This window comes from Streptomyces sp. NPDC048718, from assembly GCF_043198875.1.
Classification (GTDB): Bacteria; Actinomycetota; Actinomycetes; order Streptomycetales; family Streptomycetaceae; genus Streptomyces.
On record NZ_JBICVG010000007.1, the window covers coordinates 127,119 to 139,955 of the forward strand.

General features: G+C 75.0%; 8 protein-coding genes. 4 read left to right on the forward strand and 4 right to left on the reverse strand.

Annotation, left to right across the window (positions count from 1 at the left end; all coding sequences use genetic code 11):
* Positions 1 to 18: 18 nt before the first annotated feature.
* Together ACGFRB_RS15285 and ACGFRB_RS15290 are read right to left on the reverse strand one after the other, a co-directional pair.
* Positions 19 to 1,734 carry a M23 family metallopeptidase gene (locus ACGFRB_RS15285; RefSeq protein WP_393243267.1) on the reverse strand — a complete coding sequence of 572 codons (1,716 nt, stop codon included), beginning with the start codon at positions 1,732 to 1,734 and terminating at the stop codon, positions 19 to 21.
* A 196-nt stretch (positions 1,735 to 1,930) separates the two neighbouring features.
* On the reverse strand, positions 1,931 to 2,923 hold the full coding sequence (locus ACGFRB_RS15290) for a lipase family alpha/beta hydrolase (protein ID WP_393243269.1): 993 nt from the start codon (positions 2,921 to 2,923) through the stop codon (positions 1,931 to 1,933).
* A gap of 277 nt (positions 2,924 to 3,200) precedes the next feature.
* Between ACGFRB_RS15290 and ACGFRB_RS15295 the strand changes: the two genes are divergently transcribed.
* On the forward strand, positions 3,201 to 3,608 hold the full coding sequence (locus tag ACGFRB_RS15295) for a cobalamin B12-binding domain-containing protein (protein WP_128976030.1): 408 nt from the start codon (positions 3,201 to 3,203) through the stop codon (positions 3,606 to 3,608).
* 172 nt (positions 3,609 to 3,780) lie between these two features.
* On the opposite strand, the gene ACGFRB_RS15300 is transcribed toward ACGFRB_RS15295, so the two are convergent.
* Together ACGFRB_RS15300 and ACGFRB_RS15305 are read right to left on the reverse strand one after the other, a co-directional pair.
* A complete protein-coding gene (locus tag ACGFRB_RS15300; RefSeq protein ID WP_393243271.1) occupies positions 3,781 to 5,541 on the reverse strand; it encodes a DUF5691 domain-containing protein in 1,761 nt (586 codons plus the stop codon).
* Between the two features lie 81 nt (positions 5,542 to 5,622).
* Entirely contained in the window at positions 5,623 to 7,134 is a 1,512-nt protein-coding gene (locus tag ACGFRB_RS15305; protein WP_393243273.1) for an SWIM zinc finger family protein, read from the reverse strand.
* A gap of 139 nt (positions 7,135 to 7,273) precedes the next feature.
* Between ACGFRB_RS15305 and ACGFRB_RS15310 the strand changes: the two genes are divergently transcribed.
* Genes ACGFRB_RS15310 through ACGFRB_RS15320 form a run of 3 tightly spaced genes read left to right on the forward strand, consistent with a single transcriptional unit; the run spans position 7,274 to position 12,410 of the window.
* On the forward strand, positions 7,274 to 8,455 hold the full coding sequence (locus ACGFRB_RS15310) for an AAA family ATPase (RefSeq protein ID WP_393243275.1): 1,182 nt from the start codon (positions 7,274 to 7,276) through the stop codon (positions 8,453 to 8,455).
* On the forward strand, positions 8,452 to 11,181 hold the full coding sequence (locus ACGFRB_RS15315) for a DUF5682 family protein (RefSeq protein WP_393243277.1): 2,730 nt from the start codon (positions 8,452 to 8,454) through the stop codon (positions 11,179 to 11,181). Before ACGFRB_RS15310 ends, ACGFRB_RS15315 begins: the two co-directional genes overlap by 4 nt.
* Entirely contained in the window at positions 11,178 to 12,410 is a 1,233-nt protein-coding gene (locus ACGFRB_RS15320; RefSeq protein ID WP_393243279.1) for a vWA domain-containing protein, read from the forward strand. The genes ACGFRB_RS15315 and ACGFRB_RS15320 overlap by 4 nt, the downstream gene beginning before the upstream one ends.
* Positions 12,411 to 12,837 lie beyond the last annotated feature (427 nt).

The following is a 12,837-nucleotide window of genomic DNA, read 5'->3' on the forward strand; positions in this document are numbered from 1 at the left end:
TGCGTGTGGGCGGGTGCCTCAGCTCAGCGGGTTGATGCCGTGCCGGATCAGCCAGGGCAGCGGGTCGATCGGCCCGCCGCCGTTCGGCCGGACCTCCAGGTGCAGGTGCGGGCCGGTGGAGTTGCCGGAGTCGCCGGAGTACGCGATGACATCGCCGGCCTGGACCTTGCCCGAGCGGATCTTGGCGCTGCTGAGGTGGCAGTACCAGGTCTCGGTGCCGTCGGGGGCGGTGACGATGACCATGTTGCCGTACGCGCTGTTCAGCTGCGTACGGACGGTGCCGTCGGTCACGGCCATCACGGGCGTGCCGGTGAACACCGGGAAGTCGATGCCGGTGTGCCGGGACATCCAGTTGACGCCGGACTGGCCGAAGCGGGCGCTGAGCTGGTGCAGCTTCACCGGAAGCGCGAACTTGGGCCGCAGCGCCTCCTTGCGGGCCGCCTCCTCTATGCGCTTCTTCCGCTCCGCCTCCTGGCGCTGCTTCAGATCGATGCGCTCCTGGGTGCGGCTGGCGCGGTCGCCGAAGTCGCGGGCGTCGGCGCTGAGCGCGGCGAGCTGGGTGTCGAGCTTGCTGTTGGCGGCCATGGCCTTGACGGACGCCGGGTCGGCGGCGAGGGCGCTCGTCTCCTTCTTCGGCTTCTCCGGCGAGTTGCCGGTGAGACCGCTGACCGAGGCGGCGGCGATACCGGCCACGCCCATGACACAGACGGAGGGAACGGCGACGGTGAGGAGCGCGGAGCGCTTGGCGGGGGTACGGCGCCGGGCGCGGCCGCCGCTCGCGGCGCGGCGGCCGGGGTGGGCGGCCGGGGTGTCGCCGTGGCGATCGCGAGAGTCGTGCCCGTCGTGACCGGCGTGCCCGTCCGGGCCGTCGAGGTCGAAGGCTGCGGCGGATTCCGGGACGGCGGCCATGGCGAACATGGTCTCGGCGTCGTGGAAGGCGTCCGGTTCGGACACGGCGGCCGGGCCCTGGCCCGCGTCCGAGCCCTGGTCCTGATCCGGGTCCGGGAGTTCGATCCGGGGCTGGATCAGGGTCGCGGGGTGCTCCGCCTCGGTGTACCCCGGGTGCGCGTAGGCGGCCTGCGGCTGCTCGTAGTCCCGGCTGTCCAGGGTGTCCGGGACCTCGTACGTACGCGTCTCGTACGTCTGCGTCTCGTACGTCTGCGTTTCGTACTGGTCCGGGGCGCACTGGTCCTGGCCGTATTGATCCTGGCCGTATTGATCCTGGCTGTACTGCTGCGGGACGAGCGGCTCGGCCGCGGCCTGGTTCCAGGCGGTGGCGTCGTAGGCCCCGGTCTCGAAGCCCGCGGTCGTCCACTGTGCGGTGGCGTCGTAGCCCTGGCTGCCGTACGAGGCGAAGGCGCCGGCGTCGTACGTGTCGGTGCCGGACTGCTGGGCCTCGGTCCAGGCGGTGGCGTCCCACTGGCCGGTGGGGGTGTACCCGCCGGCGTCGTACGAGGTGGGTGCGCAGGACCCGTCGGCGGGGACGGACGCGTAGCCGGCGGAACCGGTGTCCCACGCGGTGCTGCCGTAGGCGTCGGCGTAACCGGTTTCGACCCCTGCCTCGGCGTAGGCGGCGTAGTCGCCGTAGTCCTGCGAGGTGTACTGCGTGTGACCGCTCTGACCTGCGTCGTAATCAGCGGTGGAGTAGGCGCCGGAGTGCGGGTCGGCGCCGTGGCCGCCCGTCTGGGCGGCGTCCGTGACATACCCGGCGTGGGGGTGGTGTTGGTCGTTCACCAACTTCTCTCTCGCCTCGGCATCAGGGGGTCAAGCAGTGGCGTGACTGTACCCGGCGGTACGCGGGCCGGACAATCTTCGACGGGTGCCGAGCCGCCAGGAAACGGGCAATCGGCTGTCTTTTCGGCGAAGAGAGGAGACAGCCTTGGCTCTGTGTTCGAAGAGTGTTCGATATGGGAGGGGGTTTGGCGGCCCGTCAGGCCGCCGAAGTGCCTTCGGCCGGGGGCGCGATGCCACCCTTTTCGGGCGCGTGGTCCGCTGCCTTCGCCGTGCTCACCGCGCTCGCCGGATGCGCCGGGGTGGCCTGGCCGGTCGGGGCGTTGACGCAGTCGTCGGTGAGGGACCGCAGGACCTCGGCCACGACCGCCGGGTGGACGGGCAGCGCGAGATGTCCGATGCCGCCGACCCGTACGTTGCGCACCCGCAGGTCCGGGTGACGGAGGCGGGCCGTCTCGGGCGGGACCATCACCTCGTCCAGGTCGCCCCAGAAACTCACGAACAGGGTGCGGCACCCCGGTGCGGGTCCCGCCAGTTCGCGCAGGACCTCCGCGCCCGGCCGCATCTGGCGGATCAGCGGATGGGCGTCGACCGGCCGGCCGAAGGTGGTGCCGGAGTGCGGGGTGCCGAGCATGACGAGGGTGCGTACGCACGCGTCGCCGCCCAGCCGCTGTACGTAGTAACGGGCGATCAGGCCGCCGAGGCTGTGGCCCACCAGATCGACCTCGGTGTGTCCGCTCCGGGCCAGAAGCTCCGCCACCTGGCGGGCGAGCGCGTCGGCGGCGGTCCGCAGATCCCGGGTGAACGGGGAGTACGCGAACGATTCGACCCGGTCGCGGCCCCGGCCGGCGCGGGCGAGCGCGCGGCGCAGTACGACGAACACGGAGCGGTTGTCGACGAAGCCGTGCAGCAGGACCACCGGGCGCGGATCGCCGCCGTGCGGCGGCTCCGGCGCGCGGTCCGGTGCGGAAAGCGGGGTGCGGTCGGATGCGTTGCCGTCGTCCGGCCGCGGGTCCTCCGTCTTCGGTACCGGGCGCTTCGGTACTGGGCGGAGCGTGCGGTGACGCTCGGCGACCAGGCCCGAGGGGTAGAGGAGCAGATGCCCGGCGAGTACGGCCAGTTCCAGCACCGCGGCCTTCATCCGGTCGGTGCGAGGGTTCGGCCCCGGGCCCGGGGCGTCGGTGCGGTCCATCGCCACCTCCGTCCGGCTGCGGCGGGGCGCTGCGGCTCCGTACACCTCCGCACGGCCGCGCTCACGGCCGCGTCCGCGTCCGTGTCCGCGTGCCGTACGGCGGGTGGCGCGCGACCGCGGCGACCGGCCTGGGGCGGCTCCCGTGAGGGGCCGCCGATGTCCCACGTGTGATTTCCCCCTCGCCTGCCACCGCGAAACGGTCAGGTACGGGATGCTGGCGATAACGTTCGTTCACCTCCCCGGCAAACAGGCGCGGGGGTCGCATGTGGAGGCAGTGATGGGTGTGACCGGTCCGATCCGCGTGGTGGTTGCCAAGCCGGGTCTCGACGGCCACGATCGCGGGGCCAAGGTGATCGCGCGGGCGCTGCGCGACGCCGGTATGGAGGTCATCTACACCGGGCTGCACCAGACGCCCGAGCAGATCGTCGACACCGCGATCCAGGAGGACGCCGACGCCATCGGCCTCTCGATTCTCTCGGGCGCGCACAACACGTTGTTCGTGAAGGTGCTGGAGCTCCTGAAGGAGCGCGACGCGGAGGACATCAAGGTCTTCGGCGGCGGCATCATCCCGGACGCGGACATCGCGCCGCTGAAGGAGAAGGGCGTGGCGGCGATCTTCACCCCGGGCGCGACGACGGCGTCGATCGTCGACTGGGTGAACGCCAACGTCCGTGTGGCCGCCTGACGGTTCGCGGGAGCGCTCGCCGTACGGGGCGGGGTGGGCCGGGATTTCCCCGGCCGGCCCCGCCCCGTATGTGTATCCGTGCGCGCGCCGACCGTGTCCGATCGGGAGCCGGCGCGGACGGGGAGCCGGTCCGGTCAGGGGAGCCGGTCCGGTCAGGGCGGCGGCCAGGGGTTCAGCCTCCGTCCGCCAGTTCCGCGTGCATCGCGGCGCGCAACTCCAGGGTCGCGACGAGACGTTGGAACGCCTCCGCCCAGTAGTCGCCCGCCCCGGGGGTCATGTCCTCGGTGTCGGCCGCCGACGGGGCGGTGAGCAGGGCGAGGCGCGGCGCGGCCGCCGGGGCGAGGCAGCGTTCGGCCAGGCCTATCACCCCGCTGAAGCTCCAGGGGTAACTGCCCGCGTCCCGGGCGAGGTCCAGGGCGTCGACGACCGCACCGCCGAGCGGGTCCGACCACGGGACCATGCAGACGCCGAGCAGCTGGAACGCCTCCGACAGGCCGTGGGCCGTGATGAACGAGGCGACCCACGCGGCTCGTTCCTCCTCCGGGAGCGTCGAGAGCAGCCGGGCCCGTTCGGCGAGCGAGGACGATCCCGGGCCGGTGGCCTGGGGGGCGTCCGGGGCCCCGAGCAGGGCCCGTGACCAGTCCGCGTTCCGCTGGCGCACCGCCGCCCGGCACCAGGCCGCGTGCAGTTCGGCGCGCCAGTCGTCGGCGACCGGCAGGGCCACGATCCGCTCCGGGGTCCGTCCCCCGAACCGGGCGCTCCAGCAGTCCAGCGGCGCGGCCTCGACCAACTGGCCGAGCCACCACGAGCGTTCGCCGCGCCCGGTCGGCGGGGTCGCGGCCACGCCGTCGTGCGTCATGCCCGCGTCGCACTCGTGCGGCGCCTCGACGACGATCGTCTCCGCTCCCTCCGTACGGTCCAGGGACACGCACGAAGCGGCCCGCCCGGCCATCCGCCCGGCCAGCGCGGAGGACGGCAGCGCGGACAGCAGCTCGGCGGCCGTCGCGCGGACGTTGCGGCTGCGGTCGGACAGGGCCGCCTCCAGGAACTCCTCGTCCGCCGGGGCGAGTCCGTCGCGCAGCGAGTCCAGGAACATCAGCCGGTCCTCGGCCCGTTCGGTGCCCCAGGTCGAGGCGAGCAGCGCCCGGCCCCGTTCCGGATCCGCCGCCCGTACGGCGGCGAGCAGCGCGACCCGCTCCGCGAACAGGCCCTCCTCCCACAGCGCAAGGACCGCCCGCTCGTCCGCCGGGTCGGGCGGCGCGCCGCCGCCGGAGGTGCCGCGCAGCGCGAACTTCCAGTCCGGGTTGAGCCGGGCCAGCCACAGGCCGCGCGGACCGGCGAAGGCGAGCGCCGCCGGCCGCAGATCGGTCCGGGCGCGGGCGGCGTCGAGCAGCGCGGGCAGCGCGGCGGGCGGTGCCTGGTAACCGCGCTCGTTCGCGGCGGCCAGCCACTGCGGCAGCAGTTCGGTCAGATCCGGGACCGCCCCGCGCCGCCCGGCGGACGGCGCGGCCCGTCCGGCCAGCAGCCGTGCCAGTCTCCGCCGCGCCGGGGCCGGCAGCGGCCGGCGGCCGTCCGCCGGGGCGGCGTCGAGCGGGGGCGCGGCCGGCCCGGGCAGCAGCCCCGCCCTGCGCCGCACGGTGTGGACGGCGGCGGCGTCGAGCAGGGCGAGGGGCGCGGTGTCCCCGGCGCCGGTGCCGCTCCCGGCACTCGTCCTGTTCACGGCGCCCCCGGCACCCGCAGAGCCCCCGGCACTCGCAGAGCCCCCGGCACTCGCAGAGCCCCCGGCACTCGCAGAGCCCCCGGCACTCGCAGAGCCCCCGGCACCTCCGGTGCTTCGCGTGGGCGGCTTGCGGTCCGTGCCCAGCAGGGCCGAGGTGACGAGCTCTTCCCAGGCGTCCATGGACTCCTCCAGACGTGCGGAACGCGCGGACATGTCTTCCAAGGTCAAGGCGGTGAGGGGCGTGCGGGACGAGCCGGGGTCGCGGCTGGTCGCGGCGGGGCTCGGCGGCAGGGGTCACACCAGTGGCACGGTCTCCTCCGGTGCGTCCGGCGACCAGGCGGCCAGGGGGCTGAAGCCCCGGTGGCCGACCTCGCCGAAGACCGTCAGAGGGCCTCCCCCGGACAGGGCGATCAGCCGCCACAGCCCGGTCCGTTCCTGCGCGGCCCGGGTCAGGGGTATCGCCTCGCGTGTGTCTGTGGCGTCGGTGGGGCTGGTGGTGTCGGCGTTCCCCGCGCTCTCCGCGCTCTCCGCGCTCTCCGCGTCCGCGAGCTGCCAGCCGTAGTCGGCGCGGGCCGGGACGACGTCCGTCAGGGTCACCGGCCAGGCGTCCAGCCAGGGATCGTCGCCGAGGGCGCGGCCATAGGCGGCGAGGGCCGCGCCGACCGGTCCGCCGCGGGGCGGGCCGGCCGCCGGGGCCGGGGCGCCGAACTGTTCGACCAGTTCGGCGCGCGGCCCGCCGCCCTCGTACGGGCGGAGTTCGGCGTCGAGAACCGTGCCGACGGGCAGGGCCTGCCCGGGGGCCCGGCCCGCCGCCCCGTAGGAGAGGAGCAGCGCCGTGTGTCCGCCGTCCCGGCCGTACAGCCAGATCCGGCGGGTCGTCAGGCGCGCGTCGGCGGAGTCGTACTGCGCGAGCACCTGCCAGTGGTCGCGCAGGACCGACCCCCCGGGTGTGGCCGGCCGGCCGACCCGGGTCCGGACGGTCGCCGCGAGGGGCGCGGGCAACCGGTCGGCCGAGAGCCAGGCCTGGACGAGCAGATGGGTCAGGGCGCACTCCTCCAGGAGCCGTACGGGCCAGCCGGGGCCCGAGCCGGGCAGGGCGCCCAATTCCCGTACCCGGGCGGCGAGTCCCGGCGCCTGGGCGTCGACCATGCGGGCCGCCGTCTCCTCCCACAGCCCGTGCCCCGTCTGCTCGGCGGCCGCGAGCCCGCCGCGCAACAGATCGGCGAGCCGCTGTTCCAGCTCCCGCGCGCCCGCGGTGATCCGGGCGGTTCGCCGCTCGGCGCGCCGGCGGACCGCCTCCGGGTCGGCGGGCGCGTCGGATGTGCCGGGTGCGCCGGACCCGGTCGACGGCACGCCGGCGGCTCGTGCCCGCCGCCCCGCGAGCCAACTCTCCACCCAGTCGGGTGCCTCGGCGGAGCGTGCGACCCGGATCGGCTCCGCCTCGGTGTCCCCGCTGCCTTCGTCTCCCGCCCAGATCAGCAGCAGGCCCAGGACGTGCTTGCACGGGACCTTCCGGCTCGGGCAGGTGCAGGTGTACGCCGGGCCCGTGAGGTCCACGGCCGTCTTGTACGACGTCCTGCCGCTGCCGGCGCACACGCCCCAGACGGCCTCCCAGACGGCCTCCCCGCCGGTCCCCTCTCCGGCTCCCGGCCCGGTCCCCTCTCCGGGCTCCGCCCTCTGGTCTCCCCACCCCGCCCCGGACCACGGGCCCGGCACGCCCAGTCTGCTTCCCGCCTCGCGTGACGCTTCATCAGGAGCCAGAGCCAGCACCTGTTCCGACGTCCAGCGCACCCCCTGCTGAGTCATGGGAACGACCGTACGGGTACCCACTGACAACGCCGGCGACCCCCCTCGAACTCGGCTGTCCACCGGTTCTGATCGAATGTCAGTGGGATGGTGCACGGTGGATCGCACAGCAGGTCGAACGATCTGAAGGGGGACTCTCATGACTCTGCCCGCACACTCCACGGACCCCACGGACACCGCGGACACCACCATCGAGCGGCCCGCCGGACGGGCTGCCGGGAAGACCGTCGCATTGGCCGCCGATCGGCCTTTGCGACCGCACGCCGAGGACGCCTTCGGCCACGAACTCGCCGCGCTCGCCGCCGCCGACGACCGTCCGCGTCCCGCCCGCTGGCGCCTCTCGCCGTGGGCCGTCGCCACCTATCTCCTCGGCGGCACGCTGCCCGACGGCACGGTGATCACCCCGAAGTACGTCGGACCGCGCCGTATCGTCGAGGTCGCCGTCACCACGCTCGCCACCGACCGCGCGCTGCTGCTGCTCGGGGTGCCGGGCACCGCCAAGACCTGGGTGTCCGAGCACCTGGCCGCCGCCGTCAGCGGCGACTCCACGCTGCTCGTCCAGGGCACCGCCGGTACGCCCGAGGAGGCCATCCGGTACGGATGGAACTACGCGGAGCTGCTCGCCCACGGCCCCAGCCGCGACGCCCTGGTGCCCAGTCCCGTCATGCGCGCCATGGCGGACGGCATGACCGCCCGGGTCGAGGAGCTGACCCGGATCCCGGCGGACGTCCAGGACACCCTCATCACCATCCTGTCCGAGAAGACCCTGCCGATCCCCGAACTCGGCGGGGAGGTTCAGGCCGTCGGCGGCTTCAACCTCATCGCCACCGCGAACGACCGCGACCGAGGCGTCAACGAGCTGTCCAGCGCGCTGCGCCGCCGCTTCAACACGGTCGTGCTGCCGCTGCCCGCCACCCCGGAGGCCGAGGTCGACATCGTGGCGCGGCGCGTCGACCAGATCGGGCGCTCGCTCGACCTGCCGGCCGTGCCGGAGGGAGTGGAGGAGATCCGCCGGGTCGTCACCGTCTTCCGCGAGCTGCGCGACGGAGTGACGACGGACGGCCGGACGAAACTCAAGTCGCCGTCCGGGACACTGTCGACGGCCGAGGCGATCTCCGTCGTGACGGGCGGCCTCGCGCTGGCCGCGCACTTCGGCGACGGGGTGCTGCGGGCCGGCGACATCGCCGCCGGACTGCTCGGCGCGGTGGTCCGCGACCCGGCCGCCGACCGGGTCGTCTGGCAGGAGTACCTGGAGACGGTGGTGCGCGAGCGGCACGGCTGGAAGGACTTCTACCGCGCCTGCCGCGAGGTGAGCGCATGACCACCCGCCAGGACTCGGGCACGGCCCCGCTCCCCGACCGCCGTCCGGCCGCCGACACGACCTCGGGCAGTGGCTCGGGTTCGGCCTCGGCTGCCGGTGCGACTTCGGCGTCGGCTTCGACCTCCGCACCGGCCTCCGCCTCCGCACCGGCCTCCGCCTCCGCACCGACCCCACCCGCCGACCCGACCCCAGCGGCCGGTTCGGCCGCCACCGCTACCCGCGCCCCCGGTGTGCCCGCCGGGCCGCTGCTGCTCGGCGTACGGCATCACGGGCCCGGTTCCGCGCGGGCCGTCGCCGCCGCACTGGACGCGGGCCGGCCCAAGGTGGTCCTGGTGGAGGGCCCGCCGGAGGCCGACGCGCTCGTCGCGCTCGCCGCCGACGAGGCGATGCGGCCCCCGGTCGCGCTGCTCGCGCACGCGGTGGACGATCCGGGCCGGGCCGCGTTCTGGCCGCTGGCCGAGTTCTCGCCCGAGTGGGTGGCGATCCGCTGGGCCCTCGCGCACGGCGCCGATGTCCGCTTCATCGACCTGCCCGCCGCCCATACGCTCGCCGCGACCGACCCCACCTGGGGCGACGGGGAGGGCGAGGGCGACGACGACGGTGCCGGCCCCGACGCGCGGGCGGGCTCGGGGCCGCACGTCGACCCGCTCGCCGAACTCGCCGAGGCCGCCGGATACGACGACCCCGAGCGCTGGTGGGAGGACGCCGTCGAACTGCGCGGCGGCACCGACCCGTTCGCCCCCTTCGAGGCCGTCGCCGAGGCGATGGGCGCGCTCCGGGAGGCGTACGGGCACGGGGGCAACGCCCGCGACCCGGTCCGCGAGGCGTACATGCGGCTCCAGCTCCGCGCCGCCCGCAAGGAGTACGGGGACGACGTGGCCGTGGTCTGCGGCGCCTGGCACGTCCCCGCCCTGCGCCGCACCGGCCGGGCCACCGCCGACCGGGCCCTGCTCAAGGGCCTGCCCAAGGTGCGGACCGTGATGACCTGGGTGCCGTGGACCCACCGCAGGCTGGCCCGCCGTTCCGGGTACGGGGCGGGCATCGAGTCCCCCGGCTGGTACGCGCACCTGTTCTCCGCCCCCGACCGGACCGTGGTCCGCTGGCTGACCAAGGTCGCCGGGCTGCTGCGGGACGAGGACCTTCCCGTGTCCTCCGCCCATGTCATCGAGGCCGTCCGGCTCGCGGACACGCTCGCCGTGCTCCGCGGCCGGCCGGGCCCCGGGCTCGACGAGACCATGGACGCCGTCCGGGCCGTCATGGGCGACGGCTCCGACGTGCCGCTCGCCCTGATCCACGACCGGCTCGTGGTCGGCGACGTGCTCGGCACCGTCCCGGACGGTGCCCCCGCCGTCCCGCTCCAGCGGGACCTCGAACGGCTCCAGCGTTCCCTGCGCCTCAAGCCCGAGGCGCGTGAGCGCGACCTCGATCTGGACCTGCGCAAGGACAACGACAGCGCTCGCAGCCGGCTGCTGCACCGGCTGCGGCTGCTCGGCGTCGGCTGGGGCGAGCCCGTCGTGGGACGCGGCTCCACCGGGACGTTCCGGGAGAGCTGGCGGCTGCGCTGGCGGCCGGAGCTGCACGTCCAGGTCGCCGAGGCGGGCGTCTGGGGCACCACCGTCGAAGCCGCCGCGACCGCCCGGGCCCAGGCCCGGGCGGTCGCGGCGGGCGACCTCGCCACCGTCACCGCCCTCGCCGAGCAGTGTCTGCTCGCCGGGCTGACCGGCGCCCTGCCCGCGGTCCTGCGCGCCCTCGCGGACCGCGCCGCGCTCGACGCCGACGTCTCCCATCTCGCGCAGGCCCTGCCCGCGCTCGCCCGTTCCCTGCGGTACGGGGACGTGCGCGCCACCGACACGGCGGCCCTCGCCGAGGTCGCGGCCGGGCTCGCCGAACGGATCTGCGTCGGCCTGCCGCCCGCCTGCGTGGGCCTCGACGTGGACGCCGCCGCCGAGATGCGCGGCCGTCTCGACGCCGTCCACGCGGCGATCGCCCTGCTCCCGCCGGACCGGACGGCCGGAGAAGGGCGGGGCTCGGCGGAGCCGGACGACACCGAAGACACCGAAGACACCGACGACACCGAAGACACCCACGATGCCGGCGGCAGCGGCACCGGCGCACCCGACGGCATCGCCGGGCGGTGGGCCGGGGTGCTGGAGCGGCTGGCCGTACGGGAGCGGATGCCCGGGATGGTGCGCGGGCGGGCCGCGCGGCTGCTGCTCGACGAGGGCCGGCTCGCCGACGACGAGGCCGCCCGGCTGATGGGCCTCGCCCTCTCGCCCGCCGCGCCGCCCGCCGACGCCGCCGCCTGGATCGAGGGCTTCGCCGGCGGCGCCTCGGGCGGTGGGCTGCTGCTCGTCCACGATGAGCGGCTGCTCGCTCTGGTCGACGGCTGGCTGAGCGGGGTTCCGGGCGACGCGTTCACCGGGGTGCTGCCGTTGCTGCGGCGTACGTTCGCCTCCTTCGAGCCGGGCGTACGGCGCACTCTCGGCGAACTCGCCGCCCGCGGCCCCTCGGGTACGGGCCGGGCCACCCGCCAGGCCGCCGGCCCGCCCGGCTTCGCCGCCGGACTCGACGAGCGGCGCGCCGACGCCGTACTGCCCCTGCTCCATCTCATCCTCGGCACCCAGGGCACTCAGGGCACCCAGGGCACCCAGGGCGCTCACGGCCCCCTGGCCGTCCCCGGCGCCCCCAGCGCCCTCGTCACCCCTGGCACGGAGGTCTCCCCATGAGCGCGACCACGCCCGGCGACCCGTTCGGCCCGCATACCCCGCACGACGAACGCGACCCGTACAACCCGCGCGACCCGCACGACGAGCGGCTGCGCCGCTGGCGGCTGGTTCTCGGCGGTGGCCCGGCCGACGGCATCGGCCGCGCCCTGACCGGCACCGACGCCGCCATGGACGGCGCGCTGTCCGCCCTCTACGACAGGAAGAGCGACAAGGACGACAAGGCGTCGCGCGGCGGCCAGGGCCGGCATGGCGGGCTCGGCGGATCCGCGCCCTCCGTCGCCCGTTGGCTCGGCGACATCCGTACGTACTTCCCCGGCTCCGTCGTCCAGGTCATGCAGCGTGACGCGATCGACCGGCTCGGACTGGCCGCGCTGCTCCTGGAGCCGGAGATGCTGGCGGCGGTCGAGCCCGACGTCCACCTCGTCGGCACTCTGCTGTCCCTCAACAAGGCCATGCCACAGACCACCAAGGAGACCGCGCGGACCGTCGTCCGCAAGGTCGTCGACGACCTGGAGGCGCGGCTCGCGACCCGGACCCGGGCCACCCTCACCGGTGCGCTCGACCGGTCGGCCCGGATCAGCCGGCCCCGGCACCGCGACATCGACTGGGACCGGACCATCCGCGCCAACCTGGCCCACTACCTCCCCGAGCACCGCACGATCGTCCCCGAGCGGCTGGTCGGCTACGGGCGCGCCTCGCGCGCGGTGAAGAAGGAGGTCGTGCTCTGCGTCGACCAGTCCGGTTCGATGGCGCCCTCCCTCGTCTACTCGGCCGTCTTCGGCGCGGTCCTCGCCTCGATGCCGGCGCTCGCCACCCGGCTCGTCGTCTTCGACACCGCCGTCGTCGACCTCACGGAGCGGCTCGACGACCCCGTCGACCTGCTCTTCGGCACCCGGCTCGGCGGCGGTACGGACATCAATCGCGCGCTCGCCTACTGCCAGTCCCGGATCACCCGCCCCGCCGACACCGTCGTCGTCCTCATCAGTGATCTGTACGAGGGCGGCATCCGGAACGAGATGCTGAAGCGGGTCGCCGCGATGAAGGCGTCGGGGGTGGAGTTCGTGGCCCTGCTCGCGCTGTCCGACGAGGGCGCGCCCGCCTACGACCGGGAGCACGCCGCGGCTCTCGCCGCGCTCGGCGTCCCCGCCTTCGCCTGTACTCCCGATCTCTTCCCCGAGGTGATGGCGGCGGCCCTGGAGAAGCGCCCGCTGCCGATACCGGAGACCTGAGAACCAGGACCTGAGGACCTGAGAACCTGACGGATCCGGTCGGCGCGGACAGAGTGTGCACAGGGCGCGGGCCCCGGCGAGGCGCTGCCCGGGTGCCGGCGGCGGCCCGCGGCGGCCCGCGGCGGAGGGGCGGCGGACGGGCGGCGGATGGGCGACCGATGGGCGGCGGACGACGGTCGCGGTACGGATTCCGTCGCCCGAGCCGCCACCCGGACGGCCGCCACCGGCCGACTGAGGTCCATATCACACCCGTCCCCACCTGGCCCGTCGTCCGCCGCCCGGCGTGCCGCGAGCCGCCCGAACCCCGTTCCCCGCCTGCCGCGATGGGCTCGCGAGACCACGCCCGCGATGCAGCGGACCACCCCGTCCCACCTACGGTCTGTGATCGTTATCACCGCTCGGCCGACAGCTGCGATTTAGGGTCGCA